This is a genomic window from Prevotella jejuni (assembly GCF_900187995.1).
In the GTDB taxonomy this organism is placed as follows: Bacteria; Bacteroidota; Bacteroidia; order Bacteroidales; family Bacteroidaceae; genus Prevotella; species Prevotella jejuni.
This window is the reverse complement of the sequence record NZ_FZNZ01000035.1, coordinates 13,157-33,450: the sequence shown is the minus strand read 5'-3', so window position 1 is coordinate 33,450 and position 20,294 is coordinate 13,157. Positions and strand designations below refer to the sequence as shown.

Sequence of the window (20,294 nt, the reverse complement as noted above, 5' to 3'; positions counted from 1 at the left end):
GCGCCGATGGTACTGCAATGCAATGCGGGAGAGTAGGTGGCCGCCTTCTTTTACAAGAGCCTTGAAGAGAAATCTTCAAGGCTCTTTTTTTGTTGTTGGTGAGTTATGGTAGAGTTTTACGAGGGATGGTTATTAGCCTAATGGGCCTTATATGGCTTATAAGTCTAAGGGGCTATGGGCTTAATAGTATGGGGCTGATATGCCTAATGGGCCTTATAGAGCCTATAAGTCTAATGGGGCTAATAAGGCTTATAACTCTAATTGGGCTAATTAGCCTAATAGTTTTAGGATAATAAGTTAAATTTACTAATTAAGCTTGTTGAGTAATTTGTTATAGGATTAAGTCATTTTTTATAATATTCTTTTATTCTTTTCGTTAATTCTTTATATGCAGTGGACCGATAGGATTCGACAAGTAAAGATTTTCTTAGTAGTTGCAGCAATTCTTATAGCTGTAGCTTCGTTGCTTGTGTCACGCTCTTTGACACATGACTTGGCTGAACAGGAAAAGAGTAAGATGCAGGTGTGGGCAGAAGCGATGAAATCATTAAGTGCTGCAGATGAAAACACTGATTTAAGTCTTGTTTTGAAGGTTTTAGACGAGAATCATACTATTCCTGTTGTTGTGTTGAATAACGAAGGAGTTGTCACAGAATATCGTAATATAGAGATTAAGGCACGAAACGCTAAAGATAGTATTGCGTTTATAACTTCATACGCGCAACAGATGAAGGCATCTGGACAGATAATACGCATTTCTTTGAGTAAGAATAATCATGATTATATAGATGTATGTTATGACGATTCTTTGATGTTAAAGCGTATTGCCGTTTATCCATACGTACAGTTAGGAGTGGTACTATTATTTGTTATTGTTGCTATTTTTGCTTTATTGACTTCGAAGCGTGCGGAGCAAAATAAAGTTTGGGTGGGATTAAGTAAAGAAACTGCGCACCAATTGGGCACACCAATTTCTTCCTTAATGGCTTGGTCGACAATCTTGAAAGAAACTTATCCAGATGATGAACTCTTGCCTGAGATGGATAAGGATGTAAAACGATTACAACTGATAGCAGATCGTTTTTCAAAGATTGGGTCAATTCCTGAACCCGTTCCATCCTGTTTGAATGATGTTCTTATCCATGTCGTTGATTATATGGATCGTCGTACCTCAAAGAAGATAGAGATGAAGACAGAGCTACCTAATGAAGATGTTATCATTAATATGAATGCATCCCTCTTTGAGTGGGTAATTGAGAATCTATGTAAGAATGCTGTTGATGCGATGGGGGGAAAGTTAGGTAGTATAACGTTGCGTTTGGAAGAGACAGACAAGCGTGCTATCGTAGAAGTTAGTGATACGGGTAAAGGAATTAAAAAGAAAGATATAAGTAATGTGTTTCGACCTGGCTTTACAACCAAGAAGCGAGGCTGGGGCTTAGGTTTGAGTCTCGCTAAACGTATAGTAGAGGAGTATCATCATGGAAAGATATATGTTAAAAACTCAGAAATAGGTAAAGGTACCACCTTTCGAATAGAACTTCGAAAGAGGTAAGACTCCATGTTCTGAATTTCTCTTCTTGAGAAAAAATATTTATTTTCATGAGAATAAATGTTTTTGGTCATGAAGAAAAATACTTTTTTATACGAAAGTAATTGAGATATAGCAATCAAAGGTCTTAATTTTTATTGCTTATTGACCCATAGACAGGATGTGGTAGGTACTCTGTTAGAACCTTCGTTATAAATGAAAAATCACTTTGTCTTTCAATGAATAGACTACACAAAACATCATTTGATTATGGGTATAAGCGAAAGAGTATAATAAGACTTACACATGTGCTCTTACTTTTTTTACTTATAATTTGCTTATAATCAGAAAAATATTCGTAACTTTGCAACCCAATTATGGACTTAGAAACCCTTAAAATAGATTTGAAGGGTCTGGAAGAAGGTGTTAATCACCTTGAGTTCGACCTGGATGACACTTACTTTAAGGAAGTTGACGCTCCTGAAGTGAGTCAAGGCAGTGTGCATGTATCCCTTGATATCGTGCGCACAGGAGAAGATTTCTTTACTCTTGACTTCCATTTAGCAGGCATAGTCATGGTTCCATGTGATGTCTGTCTTGAACCTATGGAGCAGTCAATAGAGGCAATAGAACGTCTCGAAGCAAAGTTTGGAACAGAAAACTCAGAAGAGGACGACCTTGTAACGGTGGCCGAGGACGAAGGAATACTCGATGTTGCATGGTACCTCTACGAATTCATAGCTCTCGCAATCCCTATCAAGCATGTGCATGCACCTGGAAAATGCAACCCTGCTATGGTACGAGCTCTTGAGGAGTACTCTGCCGCCCGAAGCGGTGAGGAAGACGAGCAGGCGATGGATCCGCGCTGGGAAGCTCTATTAAAATTGAAAAAATAAAATATTAAACGTTTAAAGAATTATGGCACATCCAAAAAGAAGACAGTCAAAGACTCGTACACTCAAGAGAAGAACTCACGATAAGGCAGTAGCTCCTACATTGGCATTATGCCCTAATTGTGGTGCTTATTATGTTTATCACACAGTTTGCCCAACTTGTGGTTACTATCGCGGTAAGGTTGCTGTCGTAAAAGAAACAGCTGAATAAGCATGAGTAATATCAATGCGATTATAACAGGTGTCGCTGGATACGTGCCAGACTATGTCCTCAACAATGAGGAATTGTCTCGTATGGTTGATACCAATGACGAGTGGATTACTACTCGTACAGGTATCAAGGAGCGCCGCATCCTTACGGAGGAAGGCCTCGGTACGTCTTATATGGCACGTAAAGCAGCAAAGCTCCTGATGACGAAGACAGGTGCTGATCCAGATAGTATTGATGCTGTCATTGTTGCTACAACGACTCCTGACTATCCGCATCCTTCCACAGCCTCTATCGTTTTAGGGAAGCTTGGATTAAAGAATGCGTTCGCATTTGACTTAGCTGCTGCTTGTTGCGGTTTCATGTATGCACTCGATGTAGCTTGCAATATGATCCAGAGTGGTCGTCATAAGCGTATCATAGTTATCGGTGCTGATAAGATGTCAGCAATAACTGATTATCGTGATCGTGCGACATGTCCTCTCTTCGGTGATGGTGCAGGTGCTATCATGTTAGAAGGAACAACGGAAGAGGGTATTGGTATGATTGATTCTTATCATCGTACAGATGGTAAGGGCCTTCCATTCCTCCACGTAAAGGCTGGTGGTTCAGTTTGTCCTTCTTCAAGTTTCACAGTTGATCATCGTTTGCATTATACCTACCAAGAGGGTCGCACTGTCTTTCGTTATGCTGTAACGGCAATGGGTGAAGACTGTGCAACACTGTTGGAGCGTAATGGCTTGACACAGAATGATATTGATTATGTTGTTTGTCATCAGGCGAACCTTCGTATCATCGAGGCTGTTGCAAAACGCATAGGTGTCCCAATGGAGAAGGTGTTGGTTAACATTCAGCGTTATGGTAATACCAGTGCTGCTTGTATGCCACTTGTTCTTTGGGATTATGAGTCACAACTGAAGAAGGGTGATAAGATTATATTCACTGCCTTCGGTGCAGGTTTCGTTAACGGTGCAGCTTACTTTAAGTGGGCATACGACGGTGCCTCTGCGGCGGTTAAGAAGTAAAGACTTTAAGTTATCATACAAAGAGCGCATCTTTCTTTCATAATAAGATAGGTGCGCTTTTCTATTAAAATCGGATTAAGAATATGGTTGTTGAGATATTGTCTCACGTCCGTTTCTTAAGTTAATATTATAACAGAACTTTTCAAAAGTCCCTTCTTTTAGGAAGAGATGGTCGGATATAGTATATATGCACAAAGCAGGATTTGTAAATATCGTAGGTAATCCAAATGTCGGAAAGAGTACACTGATGAATCAACTCGTTGGTGAGAAACTCAGTATAGCTACTTTCAAGGCTCAGACAACACGTCATCGTATAATGGGAATTGTCAACACAGAGGATTCGCAGATCGTTTTCTCAGATACGCCAGGAGTGTTGAAACCCAATTATAAGATGCAGGAGATGATGCTTCAATTCTCAGAATCAGCTTTGGCCGATGCAGATATCTTACTTTATGTGACCGATGTTATAGAAGATCCTGAGAAGAATATGGACTTTCTTGAGAAGGTTGCAAAGATGTCAATACCAGTCATCTTACTTATCAATAAGATTGATGAGAGTGATCAGAAGAAGCTTGGCGACCTTGTGACGAAGTGGCATGGACTGTTACCAAATGCTGAGATACTTCCTATCTCAGCTAAGAATAAGTTTGGGATTGATATTCTCATGAAGCGTGTTCACGAACTATTGCCTGAGAGTCCAGCCTTCTTTGATAAGGACCAGTTGACAGATAAGCCTGCAAAGTTCTTCGTTTCAGAGATTATCCGAGAGAAGATTCTGCGCTATTACGATAAGGAGATCCCTTATTCCGTTGAGGTTGTTGTTGAGAGCTTCAAGGAGGATGACCGCCAAATCCATATCAATGCGGTCATTTATGTGGAACGTAATAGTCAAAAGGGAATAATCATTGGACATCAGGGTATGGCTCTCAAGAAGGTGTCTACTGAGGCTCGTAAGAGTTTGGAACGTTTCTTTGACAAGAAGATATTCCTTGAGACCTTCGTTAAGGTTGATAAAGATTGGCGTAACTCACAGAAGGAACTAAAGCATTTCGGTTATAATCCGGAGTAGAAAAGGGGCCTCATCGAATCTTTGAAAGGAGAGGAATGCCTAAAAAAGGAGGGATGAGAGAAATCTTATTGGGGAAATTGGGCTAATAAGGCTAATAAGCCCCTTAGGGCTAATAAGGTTAATAAGAAAATAAAGCAAATAAGCCCAATAAGGTTTATAGCCTACCTTTATAATAAGATAGAATCGCCCTAACTGCTTAGTAGGGTATACTCTCGCACGATGCGAGGGCTGGGGAATGGTCATCCTCGGCAAATATTCATCGGATGCCTGACCACATCTGGGCCTTCTCATGGTAGTAATAAAGCTATTCAAGAGTTATGAGGAGGGAAAAGACCAATATAAATGGCAAATTTAGTAGCTATCGTAGGACGCCCAAACGTAGGTAAGTCCACTTTATTCAATCGATTAACCCAAACACGTCATGCAATTGTAAGTGATACTGCAGGTACCACACGCGACCGTCAATATGGTAAGTGTCAATGGAACGGTCGTGAGTTCTCTGTTGTAGACACGGGTGGTTGGGTTGTGAAGTCAGATGATATTTTTGAAGACGCAATCCGCAAACAGGTCCTTGTGGCAACTGAAGAGGCCGACCTTGTACTCTTTGTTGTTGATACGGAAACTGGCATTACTGACTGGGATGAGGATGTTGCATTGATTCTTCGACGCACCAAACTACCTGTACTCCTTGTAGCTAATAAGGTAGATAATAGTGGTGAGTATTATCAGGCAGCCGAATTCTATAAGCTTGGTTTAGGTGATCCTATCTGTATCAGTGCTGCCACGGGTGGAGGAACAGGTGATTTGCTCGATACACTACTTGAGAATCTGAAAGATGCACCAGACGAAATCGTTGATCAAGACATCCCTCGTTTTGCAGTTGTAGGTCGTCCTAATGCAGGAAAGTCAAGTCTTATCAATGCGTTCATTGGTGAAGACCGTAATATAGTGACCGAGATAGCAGGTACAACACGTGATAGTATCTATACACGTTACACTAAGTTTGGTTTTGATTTCTATCTTGTTGATACTGCCGGTATCCGTCGTAAGAACAAAGTAACCGAGGACTTGGAGTTCTATAGTGTGATGCGTTCTATCAGAAGTATTGAGAATGCGGACGTATGTATTCTTATGTTGGATGCAACTCGAGGCATTGAGTCACAAGATATGAATATCTTTCAGCTCATACAGCGTAACAACAAGAGTCTTGTTGTGGTTGTGAATAAGTGGGACTTGGTACAAGACAAGACACAGAAAGTCATCGATACCTTTGAAAATGCTATTCGTAGCCGTATGGCACCATTCGTTGATTTCCCAATTATCTTTGCTTCAGCTCTGACCAAACAACGTATCTTTAAGGTTCTTGAAACAGCAAAGCAAGTATATCAGAACCGCACAATACATATTGGTACAACGAAGTTGAACGAGGTCATGCTTCCTATCATCGAGGCAACCCCACCACAGTCTGTGAAGGGTAAGTATATCAAGATTAAGTATTGCTCACAGCTTCCAAACACACAGATACCATCTTTCGTGTTCTATGCGAACCTCCCACAATATGTCAAGGAGCAGTATCGTCGCTTCTTAGAGAATAAGATTCGTGAGAACTGGAACCTTCATGGTTGTCCAATCAATGTGTTTGTTCGTCAGAAGTAGCCGTAGGAGGAATATCAATGAAACGAGTTCTGTATTCTTTTCTTCTTGTTTTATCATGCTTGTTATTGGCATGTAGCAAGAAGAAGGATGAGATAGATCACGGTAGACTGGCTGGTCAGGCAGCCAAGCACTATTACGAGCAATTATTAAAAGGTAAGTATGATGCCTTTTTAAATGGTGAAAATCGTGTAGAGAAATTGCCTGATAGTTATCGTAAACAGCTTTTGATTAATTTCCGTCAGTTCGTTGAGCAGCAGAAAGAAGGCCATAAAGGTGTCGACTCAGTATCTTTGACTTCATCAGTGTTCTCTGCCAAGGACAGTACAGCCAGTGCCTTCCTACTTTTCCATTATGGTGACAAGACAACCGAGCAGTTTGTTGTGCCAATGGTGAAGGTGCATGGAAAATGGTTGATGAGATAGTTCTATCGTTTACATATAAAGGGGATTGCTGATAAAAGGCAATCCTCTTTTTATTTGTCATCCGCTTTGTGTTAGGTTACAAAACAGGTTCTTCCGTTAAATGTGTGTACGCTTTTCGTAGTGCTTTAACGTAAGAGCCAAAGTTACTCATTAAACAAAAATATAGCTGAGACAGTCAACTATCTATCCTATTTTCATCCTCTTTCATTGAAAATCTTTTCGTTTTAAGACTTCGAAAATCTGCAGGCAAGGGTTTGAAAAATCATTACATAATTTCGAAGAAAACACCTATAACTAACGGCAAAAATACACACATGAAGCAGGTTTACAATCAACAGAGTATCAATTAGTTACTAAGTATAAAGTAAAAGGTGCTTAATTGGACTTCAAAAGGGCGTTAGCAAGGGTCTTAAAGAGCATCTTTTGCAAGCCAAAAGGGCGTCTTTTAGAAGCCAAAAGAGCATGTATTGGGTCTGAGCTGTACAAAAATAGTTTACAAACATGATTTAATAAGGGAATAAGCAGGTTATAGATGATAGATAGACATCACACCTAATTACATTTATCATATAGTTTACCCCCCTTATAAAACAATCTTATTGGAGGTAAGCTTACCATGTATGTGGATTAATCTCATTCTATTAACAATCTACACATTTAACGGAAGAACCACAAAACAGCATTGGCAAGCTTATAGAACTTGGAGAATAGAAAGCGTAGATAGTAAGTAGTATATAATAGCACTATATACTATAAAAGTTTATTTTTCGTTTCCTGTCATTTTTAACACTTCTCGTAGGAGTCTGTTATAGAGTGGTTTATGAGTGAGCATGGCATGACAGATATGACAGGAAAATTGATTTAGGGATTTTGTTCAGTCGTATTAATCGAAGGATTAAGCCCGGCAAATTAGTCTTTGACAGCCAACACGTGTCGTTGTTGATGGTTAACACCAATCGTACTATGGGTAAGTACTAATTAAGCTACAGAATTAGTCATCCATAGCTATGGTTTGGGATTGTCTCCAACAACCCAAAACCATAAACTTTATGACAAACCGATATCCTCTATTCTTCCTCAGATAGCTCCACATTCTTTACCTTCTTAAATAGATCAGAAGCAAAGACGAGGTCGTTAAGTTTCTCGTTCTTGGATGTAATAACCGATTCTTTATTACCTTGCCATTCTTTCCTACCATCAGCAATGAACACGATATTCTCACCAATACCCATTACAGAGTTCATATCATGAGTGTTGATAATAGTCGTCATGTTAAACTCACGTGTGATACTCGTGAGTAATTGGTCGATAACAAGTGACGTCTTTGGATCCAATCCAGAGTTTGGTTCATCACAGAAGAGATACTTTGGATTCATGACAATAGCTCTGGCAATAGCGACACGCTTCTGCATACCACCTGAAATCTCACCAGGAAATTTCTCTTCGGCCCCTGTTAAGTTTACGCGGTCGAGGCATTCCATAGCCCTTTTGTCACGTTCTTGCGCAGTCATATCTGAGAACATATCCAATGGAAAGCGTACGTTTTCCAGTACGGTGAGCGAGTCGAAGAGTGCAGCACCTTGGAAAATCATACCCATTTCACGTCTCATAAGAATCTGTTCCTTCTTTGACATGTTAACAAAGTTACGTCCGTCATACAGCACTTCACCCTTAGTAGGCTCAATCAGTCCTGTGAGTGAACGCATTAGTACGGTTTTTCCCGCACCACTCTGCCCGATGATGAGATTTGTTTTTCCGTCTTCAAAAACGACATTAATGTCCTTCAGCACTTCTTTGTCACCGAATGACTTGAATAGATGTTTTACTTCAATCATATTATGAGGATTTGTCAGGAGTTAAGGAGTGAAATGGAGTTAAGACAAATGTTTATTTATCTAAATCATTCATGGCATGGTTGTTAGCAATACCATAGCAATATGCATTGAGCAACTTACTTGCTTCTTCAATCTTAGTATGAAGCTGTTGATATTGTTCCATGCCAATATATCCTAAATCACGGGATAATATAATATAGTCTCTACATTCCTCTAAACTTCCTTGTGCAATGTTCATAAAACGTAATTTGTCCTGTTGTCCAAGTCTCTTATATCCTTCTGCTATATTTGCTTCGATAGAGATAGCTGCTCTCCGAAATTGAGATGTTAGTCCAAACTTCTCATCTGAAGGGAATAGTTTCATAACTTCATATACATAAAGAACAAAGCTATGGGTCTTCTGCCATGCAATTATTCTTTCAAAGCTATATGTTTGAGGATAGTTGGACATAAGTTTGCTAATTTAGTATAAGAGTCTAATAGCTTGTGATGAGTTAAGGATTAAAATGATAAGTAGTTGTCTGGTACTATACAAATGATGGTATTGTCTTAACTCCATTTCACTCCTTAACTTCTTTAACTCCTATATCAACTCAACATCTGTGTGAGGAAAACGTCACTGAAGAGAATCAAGACGCTTGAGCAAACTACTGCATCCGTAGATGCCTTACCAACTTCAACACTTCCTCCCTTCACCGTGTAGCCCATAAATGACGAAACACTTGAGATGATAAAGGCAAAGAAGAAGCCCTTGATGATACTCATCCACATAAACCATGGGTTGAAATCATGTTGAAGACCAGCAGTCAGGTCTACTGGTGTGATGATATGTGCGAGGTAGGCCGTGGCGTATGCACCGATGATACCCGTTGCCGCAGAGAAGATAACAAGGAATGGCATAATCGTGATAAGACCTAATATCTTAGGCAAGATGAGGTAGCTGGCAGAGTTGATACCCATAATCTCCAATGCATCAATCTGCTGTGTTACACGCATGGTTCCTAACTCTGAAGCAATGTTTGACCCGACCTTACCTGATAGAATCAGACACATAATACTGCTGGAGAACTCCAAGAGCATAATCTCTCTCGTCACATAGCCAGAAACCCAATGTGGCATCCAAGGACTTTGCACGTTGAGTTTAATCTGTATACATATAACTGCACCTATAAAGAAAGAGATGAGAAGGACGATACCTATTGAGTCTACGCCCAACTGAGACATCTCTTTAACATATCTTTTTAGGAACATTCGCATTCGTTCGGGACTACTGAATGAGCGTCCCATCAACATAAGATAATTACCGAATGTGTTCAGCCACTTGAATAAAAGCATGTTCTTTCTGTTTGATGTTCAAAGTGCAAATTTAACCAAAATATCGTAGAAATAGAAAAGAAAGACATTATTTAATAGTCATGAAGGCTACTTTCGCTTTTTGTAAATAGTATCTTTGCCATTATTGTATAGTTCTTTTAGGATTATATTTGTATCTTTGTGCGTGACAAACTATGGGTTTAAAGCTATGAAAAGTAATCCTGCAATATACGTGGAAGGGGTAGGCTGGCGTCGTGAGTGTGTGGCGTCGCTGCTACGGAGGCTTAAAGGGCATGACTACCAAGGGCGATGTATCTATATGATAACGCTCTGTACGGAAGGAAGGCAGCCATTGTTGGGTAGGCTTATGCGAAGGACAGCAGCTGTAGCATCCGCCTATGTTGAGCCAACAGAGCTGGGGAGTGAGGTCGAGTGTTGTTGGATAGAGATTCCTAAGTATTATCCAGAGGTGAGTGTGCTTGCCTTTCAGGTTATGCCGGACCATATACACGGCATCCTCTTTGTGACACATGAGATGGCTGTACACCTGGGGAAGGTAATCAATGGGTTCAAGGTGGGTTGTAATCGGGCGTATCGGCGGTTGGTGTTGGAGAGTTCTGAGGCAATGCCTCAGAAACCGGAACAGGAGGACAGAATAGGAAGGCAGAGGCTGGCTGGCAGCGGAGAAGGGGCGAAACAGCGAGGCTGCAAGCATCCAGAGCATGGCATGCTCTTTGCACCGGGATATCATGACAGCGTGCTAAGAGGGAAGGGACAGCTGGAGAATATGTTCAGATATATTGCTGATAACCCACGACGGCTGGCGATGAAGCGGGATAATCCGCAACTTTTTCGTGTCGTGAATAGTCTGAAAGTAGGTGATAGAACTTTCTCTGCTATAGGAAATCAGTGGTTACTGGAGCACCCAATAAGACTGCAGGTACGTTGTCATAATAATAAGACACCAGAGAATCTGCGCCTTATAGCCTTGCAAAAGGAATATTTCCTTGCACGAGGACGAGAGGGAGGAGTACTTGTTAGTCCCTGTATATCGGCTGGAGAAAAAGAAATAGCACGTGCAGCATTGGAGGAGAAGCTTCCACTCATTGTCTTATTAGAAAACGGTTTTCCACCTCTCTATAAACCTCCTGGGCAGTACTTTGATGCTTGTTGTGAAGGGCGACTCCTTATGTTAGCTCCATGGGCATATCATCACGAACGTAGGACCATTTCGCGTGAGCAGTGTCAAGCCCTTAATTCAATGTCGGCTGCACTTAGCAATGAAGTGTGGACGACGGCATTCGAGCAGGAGTTGTTAGGATATACTTCTGGAGAAGAATAGGGAATAGCCACCAAGCAATCATGGCAGAGAACCTCCGTGAGAACGTCTTTTAATAGAAGTGTAGACACGTAGCTATAGATTTATCTGTATTGTTCTTTTGTTTCTTTTCACGTCTTTATGATTGCTATCTGCTTTTTATTTCGTAATTTTGCACCAATTGCTTAAAAGAGAAAACTATGTCAGAGTCAGATAATATTGTTGTACGCCCAGAAGGCGAGGGGAGCATTCTTCGTACGGAGAAGCTGGTGAAGCGATATGGAAAGCGAACAGTAGCCAATGGTGTGAGCATCAATGTGAAACAAGGAGAGATTGTTGGGTTGCTTGGACCAAATGGTGCGGGAAAGACTACGTCGTTTTATATGACGACAGGTCTGGTTGTTCCTAATGAAGGACACGTTTACATTGACGATCAAGAGATTACGAATTTCCCTGTTTATAAGCGTGCACGTGCTGGTATAGGCTATCTTCCTCAAGAGGCGAGTGTCTTTCGTAAGATGAGTGTGGAAGATAATATCATGAGCGTATTAGAGATGACGAAGCTTTCTAAGCAAGAACGCATCGACAAGATGGAAAGTCTTATCCGCGAGTTCCGATTGGAGAAGGTGCGTAAGAACCTTGGTGACCGTCTTTCTGGTGGTGAGCGTCGTCGCTGCGAGATAGCTCGCTGTCTGGCCATCGACCCAAAGTTTATCATGCTTGATGAGCCTTTTGCGGGTGTCGACCCTATCGCCGTCGAGGATATTCAGCATATTGTTTGGCGTTTGAAATTCCGTAATATCGGCATCCTCATCACCGACCATAATGTACATGAGACGCTGAATATTACCGATCGCGCCTATCTTCTCTTCGAAGGTCGCATCCTCTTTAAGGGAACTCCGGAGGAGTTGGCCGCTAATAAGATAGTAAAAGAGAAATACCTCGGTACTGACTTCATTCTACAGAAGAAGGATTTCCAGTTGCTCGACCAGCGTAAACGGGCGCAGGAAGAGGCTAATGAGAGGTAAAAACAGGGACTATCCCTCTCTTTACAGGTGTCTTATTTGAGGTAGCACATCTGCTTTATCGAATTATTTTCATGAAAAAAATATTTTTTTTCACGACAAGAAATATTTTTCTTCATGACAATAAATATTTTTTTTCATGAAAATAATTCGCAACCAGATTTATTCTTGGAAAAGAAAGGGTCTCGGAAGACAGGCAACTAACAGCAAGATTCGATATAAAAGTTCGTTATAAGGGGGCATAATCATAAGGAGATAGCACCCGAGATAGGCCGCTGTAGTAGCTTATCTTGGTTAAAAAAACAAATTTCCCCTTATATATTATAAGGTTATGCGAATTTTTAAGTATCTTTGCATTTCAAAGTCTATAAGGGATAAGTGTGTCCTCTTGTAAACACATGCTTTTGATAAATAATAATAAACATAAATATATACATCAAAGATGAAAATTTCATTTGAGAATGCCGACAAAGTGAATGGCTTGATGACCATCACTGTTGAGGAAGCTGATTACAAGGATGAGGTAGAGAAAACTCTCAAGGATTATCGCAAGCGTGCCAATGTTCCTGGTTTCCGTCAGGGCCAGGTGCCTATGGGACTGATTAAGCGTCAGTACGGCCCACAGGTGAAGATGGAAGCTATTAATAAGATTCTTGGTGAGAACCTACAGAAATACATCACTGATAACAAGATTCAGATGTTGGGTCAGCCTATGGGTTCTGAGTCACAGGAAGCTGTTGACTTGGAGAAACCGGCACCTTACGTGTTCAAGTTTGATATAGCTGTAGCACCAGAGTTCAAGATTGAATTGAACGGTAAGAATAAGATTGATTTCTACGAGATAGCTGTTGATGACAAGTTGATCGACCAGCAAGTAGATATGTTCCAGAGCCGTGCAGGTCACTATGACAAGGCAGAGAGCTTCGATCCTGAGCAGCGTGATTTGCTGAAGGGTGACCTTCGTGAGTTGGATGAGAATGGAAACACACTCGAAGGTGGTATCACTGTTGAAGGTGCATCATTGATGCCACAGTATATCAAGGTTGAGGATCAGAAGAAACTCTTCGATGGTGCTAAGCTCGGTGATATCATCACCTTTAACCCAACAGCAGCTTATCCAGATAATGAAATAGAGGTTTCTTCACTCTTGAAGATAAAGAAAGAGGAGGTTGCCGAGCATAAGGGTAACTTCTCTTATCAAATAACAGAGATCTCACGCTTCGTTAAGGCCGAGAATAATGAGGACCTTTGGAAGAATGTATATGGTGAGGATGCTGACATCAAGACGGAGGCAGACTTCCGTAACAAGATTGCTGAAGGCTTGAAAGAGCAGTTGAAGGGCGACTCAGACTATAAGTTTATTCAGGATCTTCGCGCATACTGTGAGAAGAAGGTTGGTGAATTAACTTTCCCAGATGCTATTTTGAAGCGCATTATGTTGGCTAACAACCAAGATAAGGGTGAGGAGTTTGTAGAGAAGAACTATGCACAGAGCATCAAAGAGCTGACATGGCACTTGATTAAGGAGCAGTTGGCTAATGATCATGACATCAAGGTTAATGATGATGATGTTCGTGAGAGCGCTCGTCAGATGGCACGTGCACAGTTCGCTCAGTACGGTATGACCAATGTACCAGAGGACTATCTGAATGGTTATGCAGACGAGTTGTTGAAGAAGCGTGAGAACATTGACAACTTCGTAGAGGCTGCACTCGATCGCAAACTCGCAGCAGTAATCAAAGACGTAGTAAAGTTGAATGTTAAGACAGTAAGTCTTGAAGAGTTCAATAAACTTGTAAGCGAGTAACATTTTTAGTAAAAATCTTCCTTTATATAGAGGGGTTATCGATTTTTTTGCTTATCTTTGCTTTAGATATACAAGCCCTTGTCGCATGGAGTGGCATAATGTTTGTATTGATGGCAATGGTAAGAGAGGTCGATAACCTCTATTTTTGTCATAATAAAAATATATAGAAAGGAAAACAATGAACGATTTTAGAAAGTTTGCCACAGGGCATCTTGGGATGAATGGTATGGTGCTTGACGACGTTATGCGTGCACAGGCGCAGTATCTCAATCCATATATTCTTGAAGAGCGTCAGCTGAATGTAACGCAGATGGACGTTTTCTCTCGTCTTATGATGGAACGTATCATCTTCCTTGGAACTCAGGTTGATGACTATTCAGCTAATACTATTCAGGCACAGTTGCTTTATTTGGATTCTGTTGACCCTGGTAAGGATATCTCAATTTATATCAACTCTCCTGGCGGAAGCGTTACTGCAGGTTTAGGTATCTATGATACCATGCAGTTTATATCCAGTGATGTAGCAACGTTGTGTACTGGTATGGCCGCATCTATGGCTGCTGTCCTGCTTGTTGCAGGTAAGGAAGGTAAGCGATCAGCGCTGAAACATAGCCGAGTAATGATTCATCAGCCATTAGGAGGCGTACAAGGCCAAGCTTCGGATATTGAGATTGAGGCACGAGAGATACAGAAGTTCAAGAAAGAACTTTATACAATCATCAGCGAACACTCCCATCAACCATTTGAGAAGGTGTGGAATGACAGTGATCGTAACTACTGGATGACTTCGGAAGAAGCCAAGGCTTATGGTATGATTGATGAGGTTCTTGTGAGAAAATCAGTAAGTAACACTTCGGAAGAAGCAAAGTAAAGGATAAGAATGCCCCAAAAGAAATGTAGTTTTTGTGGTCGTAGTGAGAAGGATGTAAAACTTCTTATCACAGGCTTGAATGGCTATATCTGTGAGGATTGTGCACAGCAAGCCTACAATATCGTCATGGAGACAGGTGCTTTGGCACAGGGAAAGAATGGCGAAGGCGAGGCTTTCAAGCTCAAGAAAGTTCCTAAACCGAGAGAGATTAAGAAATATCTTGATGAATATATAATCGGTCAGGACGAGGCGAAACGCTATCTTTCTGTGGCTGTTTATAACCATTATAAACGTTTACAGCAGCCTAAGGACGATGATGGTGTGGAGATAGAGAAGAGTAATATCATCATGGTTGGCTCTACAGGTACGGGTAAGACTTTGCTCGCTCGTACCATTGCTAAGCTCCTTGATGTTCCTTTTACGATTGTTGATGCAACGGTATTCACGGAGGCTGGATACGTAGGTGAGGATGTGGAAAGTATCCTCTCACGTCTCTTGCAGGTGGCAAACTTTGATGTTGCTGCTGCCGAACGTGGTATTGTCTTCATTGATGAAATTGATAAGATAGCACGTAAAAGCGATAACCCAAGCATTACACGTGATGTAAGTGGTGAGGGTGTGCAGCAGGGTTTGTTGAAACTCTTGGAGGGAACAATGGTTAACGTACCGCCAAAGGGTGGTCGTAAACATCCTGATCAGGATTATATACACGTTGATACTCGTAACATCCTTTTCATTTGTGGTGGTGCCTTCGATGGTATAGAACGTAAGATTGCACAACGAATGAATACCCACACGGTTGGATATAACTCTGTACAGAACGTTGCAAAGATTGATAAGAACGACTTGATGAAGTATGTTCTTCCTCAAGACTTGAAATCTTTCGGTCTTATTCCAGAGATTATAGGACGTCTGCCAGTGCTCACCTATCTCAATCCGTTGGATAGAAAGGCGTTACGGAGGATACTTGTTGAACCGAAGAACTCTATTGTAAAACAGTATATCAAGTTGTTTGACATGGATGGTATCAAACTGACTTTCACAGAGGCAGCACTTGATTACATCGTAGACAAGGGCGTTGAGTATAAACTTGGAGCTCGTGGTTTGCGTTCAATCGTTGAGGCTGTGATGATGGATGCTATGTTTGATGTACCATCACGACGTATTAAATCATTTGAGGTGACGGAAGAGTATGTGCGTCAACAACTTGATAAGGCTCATATTCAGAAGTCGGATACTGCCTCATAAACCTATATATACAGCCTACTGATGTGAAGAACTATTCACATCTGTGGGCTGTGTTATTTCTACAGAACCGTAAAGTATAGAAATATACCCAGCTATTAACATGACACAAGAAGTCAATCTTACCGAAAAACTAAAACATTATTTTGGCTTTGACAAGTTCAAAGGCGACCAAGAAGCTATTATCCGTAATCTTCTTGATGGGAAGGATACTTTCGTGCTAATGCCTACCGGTGGTGGCAAAAGCCTTTGTTATCAACTCCCTTCATTGATTATGGAAGGCACAGCTATTGTTGTTTCTCCGCTTATTGCATTAATGAAAAACCAAGTAGATGTCATTAATGGAATCAGTGAAGAGGATGGTATAGCTCATTATCTCAATTCTTCTCTAAAGAAAGGGGAGATAGATCAGGTCAGAGCAGACATTGTCTCTGGTCGAACAAAACTACTCTATGTTGCTCCTGAATCACTGAATAAAGAGGAGAATGTGGAGTTCTTAAAGTCGGTAAAGATAAGTTTCTACGCTATTGATGAAGCACATTGTATCTCCGAATGGGGCCATGATTTTCGCCCTGAGTATCGTAAGATACGTTGTGCAATTGAGTCGATTGGGACAGCTCCGGTCATCGCTCTTACTGCTACAGCTACTGATAAGGTACGTACAGATATCGTACGTAGCTTAGGTATTGAGGATTGTGCAGAGTTTAAGAGTTCGTTTAATCGACCAAACCTCTATTATGAAGTGCGGCCAAAGAAGAGTGATGATGATACGAATAAACAAATCATTAAGTTTATAAAGCAGCACGCTGGCAAGAGTGGAATTATCTATTGTCTTTCTCGTAAGAAGGTAGAAGAGTTGGCTGCTATCCTTAAAGCAAATGATATTAAGGCAGCACCTTATCATGCAGGGCTTGACTCTGAGACACGTTCAAAGGCTCAAGACGACTTTCTCATGGAAGAGTTGGATATCATTGTAGCCACGATTGCTTTTGGAATGGGTATCGATAAGCCTGATGTTCGCTTCGTTATACATTATGATATACCGAAGAGTCTGGAGGGTTACTACCAAGAAACAGGACGCGCAGGACGTGATGGTGAGGAAGGTATATGTGTTGTTTTCTATTCTAAGAAAGACCTCAATAAACTTGAAAAGTTTATGGAGGGGAAACCTATAGCCGAACAGGACATAGGGCGTCAACTGTTGCAAGAAACAGAGGCATACGCAGAGTCGTCTGTATGTCGCCGTAAGATGCTCTTACATTACTTTGGTGAAGACTATCCAAAGTGTAACTGCTCTATGTGTGATAACTGTTTGCATCCTAAGACAAAGATTGAGGCTGAGAAGCAGCTACTTATTGTTCTACAGGCTGTGAAGACCTTAAAAGAGAATTTCCGACAGGAGTATGTTATTGACTTTGTGCGTGGTAGGGCTACAGACGACCAGAAAGATCATAAGCACGATGAGTTAGATGACTTCGGTGCAGGCGAAGGCGAAGACCCAAAGATATGGAATCCTGTTATACGTCAGGCTCTTTTAGCGGGTTATCTGAAGAAGGATGTAGAGAACTATGGGTTGCTGAAACTAACAGCAGCTGGTAAGCGTTTCTTGAAGTCACCAGAGTCATTTATGATCGTTATGGATACTGAGTTTAAGGATGATGACGATGACGATGAACCAATCGTAAGTTCGGCAGTCCTTGACCCAGAACTTTTCTCCATGCTGAAGAAACTCCGTAAGGATATTGCACATAAGTTGGAGATACCGCCTTATGTTATCTTCCAAGATGTCTCTTTGGAGCAGATGGCGATGATGTATCCTATCAATGAGCAGGAATTACAGAATATCCAAGGCGTAGGAGCTGGGAAAGCAAAACGCTATGGGAAGGAGTTCTGTGAGCTAATTAAGCATCATTGTGAGGAAAACAACATAGAACGTCCAGAGGAATTACGTGTCAGGACGGTGGCAAAGAAGTCAATGCAGAAGGTGAAGATCATCCAAAGTATCGACCGACAGTTGCCGCTTGATGATATTGCGTCTGCTGAGGGACTTGATTTCGATGACCTGCTGACAAAGATTGAAGAGATTGTCTATAGTGGTACAAAACTTAACATCGATTACTTCCTTGAGGATGTCTATGATGAAGACCAGATAGATGATATCTATGATTATTTCATGGATAGTGAGACTGACAGTCTTAATGCTGCAATGGAAGAACTTGATGGTGACTACAGCGAAGAGGAGATACGCCTCGTACGCATTAAGTTCTTGTCAGAGATGGCTAATTAATTCTCACTGTCAGAGTGATGATATTATATTTATCCGTAGGCACTCACAGCTCGTACCCTTCTCATCGTTAACTTCTCTTTGCTACGATGAAACGAGTTGTGTGTGCCTATTTCCTTTAATACATACGAATCTTGAGTGCCCTTTTACCCTCTGAGAATCTAATATAAAGCTGAACCTTTCTCCCCTTAAAAGTAAGTGTTAATACCCTTTATAAGCCTTAATAAAGTAATTAAACCCTTCCATTTATTTGGATATATGTAATCTATTTGTTACCTTTGCCTATGGATAAAGTTGTAAGAGAAATCCTTTACTCATTAGAGTATGAAGCTTATTATGCAAGCTTGGATTTAAGAACTAAAGAGAAGTATGATTATGTGGAGCATATTATTAAAACACAAGATGTTGTAAAGAAGAAGTATGTGAAGCATTTAGAGAATACTGACCTCTATGAGGCACGTGTTTCAGTAGGCAGTAATGAGTATCGTACAATCTTGTTTGCGGTAAATGCTGCCAGTTTTATGCAAGCAACGAAGATTCTCTATCTGAATTCTTTTCTGAAAAAAGATACGAAACAATATAAACGTGAGATAAATAAAGCTTATAGGTTATTGGAGAATTACATGGAGGAATAAGTTATGATAAAGTTAGATGAAAATAGATTAGCAAAGTTGCACACCTCTTCAGAACACTTGAAGGAGAAGTATGGGGACTTAGGCTCTCCCGAACGTGAGGCGTTCGAGGCACGTGCGAAAGCTTATTACTATGCTGAACTACTGAAAGAACAACGTAAGCAACAGAAGATGACACAGCAGCAGTTGGCAGATAAGATAGGTAAGAAGCGAGAGTATATCTCTAATATCGAGCGTGGAAACAGTGATATGCAGCTATCTACTTTTATGCAGATTGCGAATGCTTTAGGACTTCGTTTTGCACTTGTTGTTGGTTAGTTACATCACTGAAAGATGTCTATTATGATTTATCTTCATGAGAAGAAATATTTTTTTTCATGAAGATAAATCTTTCTTTTCATGAGAATAATTTCTTCTTTTCATGAGAAGAAATAAAGAAAGAGGCTGAATTAGAAAGTTGACGATGGCTAATGGTGAGGATAATAAGTATAGTTAATCCTGCAATAGAGCCTTCTAATCAATGCACATGACGTGCACTTTAACTTATGATTCAGCCTCTTGGCAATATATTATAATCTGATGAATTACTCAGCGCAGCTCTGTGAGCTAACAGCAACGAGCATCCAAACAGTCTTCTCCTGCTGAACGAGGAAGTCATTCATCAATGAAACTGTAGTGTCATCGTGTGCCTCTGTAGCAAGGTCGATGATTCTACGCTCACGAGCAATCAGTGTCTTGTAGTAATCTAAGAGCAAGTCAACAGCCTCTTTGCTGCAGCTAACAACGCCAGCCTCTTTGATTTCAGCAACTTCCAGATAAGCACTGAAGCGACTTTCAGGATTGCTGCCCAACTGAAGGATACGCTCAGCAACCTCGTCAACCTTCTCTGCTGCATCGTTGTAAAGTTCCTCATACTTGCTATGTAATACAAAGAAACCATGTCCCTTTACGTTCCAGTGGAAATTGCGGAGGTTAGCATAAAACACTTGGAGGTCGGCCAGTAAGAGTGATAGATCTACTACTACGTGCTGTACTTTCTTCTCATCTAATCCTAATACTTCCAGTCTTTTCATCTTGAAATACGTTTTAAGTTAATGTTTTAAGATCTCGATAACAAAGATAGTTGTTGGTTTTTATAAAGCAAGGGATTATGACTATC

At 40.8% G+C, this 20,294-nt stretch carries 19 protein-coding genes; 15 read left to right on the top strand and 4 right to left on the bottom strand.

What is annotated here, in order from left to right; translation table 11 throughout:
• Positions 1–388 precede the first annotated feature (388 nt).
• The 7 genes from CHB62_RS11950 to CHB62_RS11920 all read left to right on the top strand — a co-directional run bounded on the left by CHB62_RS11950 (position 389) and on the right by CHB62_RS11920 (position 6,804).
• Positions 389–1,555, top strand: a complete 1,167-nt coding sequence (locus CHB62_RS11950) for a sensor histidine kinase (protein WP_167386059.1) — start codon at positions 389–391, stop codon at positions 1,553–1,555.
• 353 nt (positions 1,556–1,908) lie between these two features.
• Positions 1,909–2,427: a YceD family protein gene (locus CHB62_RS11945; RefSeq protein WP_089367015.1), complete on the top strand. Its 519-nt coding sequence runs from the start codon at positions 1,909–1,911 to the stop codon at positions 2,425–2,427.
• Between the two features lie 22 nt (positions 2,428–2,449).
• On the top strand, positions 2,450–2,635 hold the full coding sequence (gene rpmF / locus CHB62_RS11940) for a 50S ribosomal protein L32 (protein WP_009012646.1): 186 nt from the start codon (positions 2,450–2,452) through the stop codon (positions 2,633–2,635).
• A 2-nt stretch (positions 2,636–2,637) separates the two neighbouring features.
• Positions 2,638–3,657, top strand: a complete 1,020-nt coding sequence (locus tag CHB62_RS11935; protein WP_009012647.1) for a beta-ketoacyl-ACP synthase III — start codon at positions 2,638–2,640, stop codon at positions 3,655–3,657.
• 187 nt (positions 3,658–3,844) lie between these two features.
• Positions 3,845–4,726 carry a GTPase Era gene (gene era / locus CHB62_RS11930; protein WP_089367014.1) on the top strand — a complete coding sequence of 294 codons (882 nt, stop codon included), beginning with the start codon at positions 3,845–3,847 and terminating at the stop codon, positions 4,724–4,726.
• A 342-nt stretch (positions 4,727–5,068) separates the two neighbouring features.
• On the top strand, positions 5,069–6,382 hold the full coding sequence (der, locus tag CHB62_RS11925; RefSeq protein ID WP_009012649.1) for a ribosome biogenesis GTPase Der: 1,314 nt from the start codon (positions 5,069–5,071) through the stop codon (positions 6,380–6,382).
• A 17-nt stretch (positions 6,383–6,399) separates the two neighbouring features.
• A complete protein-coding gene (locus CHB62_RS11920; RefSeq protein WP_176414870.1) occupies positions 6,400–6,804 on the top strand; it encodes a hypothetical protein in 405 nt (134 codons plus the stop codon).
• A gap of 1,067 nt (positions 6,805–7,871) precedes the next feature.
• Here the strand turns inward: CHB62_RS11920 and CHB62_RS11915 are convergent.
• The 3 genes from CHB62_RS11915 to CHB62_RS11905 form a co-directional block, all read right to left on the bottom strand.
• On the bottom strand, positions 7,872–8,639 hold the full coding sequence (locus tag CHB62_RS11915; RefSeq protein ID WP_089367013.1) for an ABC transporter ATP-binding protein: 768 nt from the start codon (positions 8,637–8,639) through the stop codon (positions 7,872–7,874).
• Positions 8,640–8,691: 52 nt separating this feature from the next.
• A complete protein-coding gene (locus tag CHB62_RS15055) occupies positions 8,692–9,090 on the bottom strand; it encodes a four helix bundle protein (protein WP_102048126.1) in 399 nt (132 codons plus the stop codon).
• 137 nt (positions 9,091–9,227) lie between these two features.
• A complete protein-coding gene (locus tag CHB62_RS11905) occupies positions 9,228–9,974 on the bottom strand; it encodes an MlaE family ABC transporter permease (RefSeq protein WP_009012652.1) in 747 nt (248 codons plus the stop codon).
• A 187-nt stretch (positions 9,975–10,161) separates the two neighbouring features.
• Between CHB62_RS11905 and CHB62_RS11900 the strand changes: the two genes are divergently transcribed.
• The 8 genes from CHB62_RS11900 (at position 10,162) to CHB62_RS11865 (ending at position 19,453) form a co-directional block, all read left to right on the top strand.
• Positions 10,162–11,295, top strand: a complete 1,134-nt coding sequence (locus tag CHB62_RS11900) for a transposase (RefSeq protein ID WP_089367011.1) — start codon at positions 10,162–10,164, stop codon at positions 11,293–11,295.
• 176 nt (positions 11,296–11,471) lie between these two features.
• Complete coding sequence (lptB, locus tag CHB62_RS11895) at positions 11,472–12,299, top strand: LPS export ABC transporter ATP-binding protein (RefSeq protein WP_009012654.1); 828 nt, start codon at positions 11,472–11,474, stop codon at positions 12,297–12,299.
• A 439-nt stretch (positions 12,300–12,738) separates the two neighbouring features.
• Positions 12,739–14,103: a trigger factor gene (tig, locus tag CHB62_RS11890; protein WP_089367010.1), complete on the top strand. Its 1,365-nt coding sequence runs from the start codon at positions 12,739–12,741 to the stop codon at positions 14,101–14,103.
• Positions 14,104–14,281: 178 nt separating this feature from the next.
• Positions 14,282–14,974, top strand: a complete 693-nt coding sequence (gene clpP, locus CHB62_RS11885; RefSeq protein WP_089367009.1) for an ATP-dependent Clp endopeptidase proteolytic subunit ClpP — start codon at positions 14,282–14,284, stop codon at positions 14,972–14,974.
• Between the two features lie 9 nt (positions 14,975–14,983).
• A complete protein-coding gene (clpX, locus tag CHB62_RS11880; RefSeq protein ID WP_009012657.1) occupies positions 14,984–16,222 on the top strand; it encodes an ATP-dependent Clp protease ATP-binding subunit ClpX in 1,239 nt (412 codons plus the stop codon).
• Positions 16,223–16,322: 100 nt separating this feature from the next.
• Positions 16,323–18,506 carry a DNA helicase RecQ gene (recQ, locus tag CHB62_RS11875; RefSeq protein WP_089367008.1) on the top strand — a complete coding sequence of 728 codons (2,184 nt, stop codon included), beginning with the start codon at positions 16,323–16,325 and terminating at the stop codon, positions 18,504–18,506.
• 281 nt (positions 18,507–18,787) lie between these two features.
• Positions 18,788–19,138: a type II toxin-antitoxin system RelE/ParE family toxin gene (locus CHB62_RS11870; RefSeq protein ID WP_089367017.1), complete on the top strand. Its 351-nt coding sequence runs from the start codon at positions 18,788–18,790 to the stop codon at positions 19,136–19,138.
• Positions 19,139–19,141: 3 nt separating this feature from the next.
• Complete coding sequence (locus CHB62_RS11865) at positions 19,142–19,453, top strand: helix-turn-helix domain-containing protein (RefSeq protein ID WP_089367007.1); 312 nt, start codon at positions 19,142–19,144, stop codon at positions 19,451–19,453.
• A 266-nt stretch (positions 19,454–19,719) separates the two neighbouring features.
• Here CHB62_RS11865 and CHB62_RS11860 read toward each other — a convergent pair whose 3' ends face one another.
• The gene (locus CHB62_RS11860) at positions 19,720–20,208 is read right to left on the bottom strand and encodes a Dps family protein (protein WP_089367006.1); all 489 of its coding nucleotides are present in this window, start codon (positions 20,206–20,208) and stop codon (positions 19,720–19,722) included.
• Positions 20,209–20,294 lie beyond the last annotated feature (86 nt).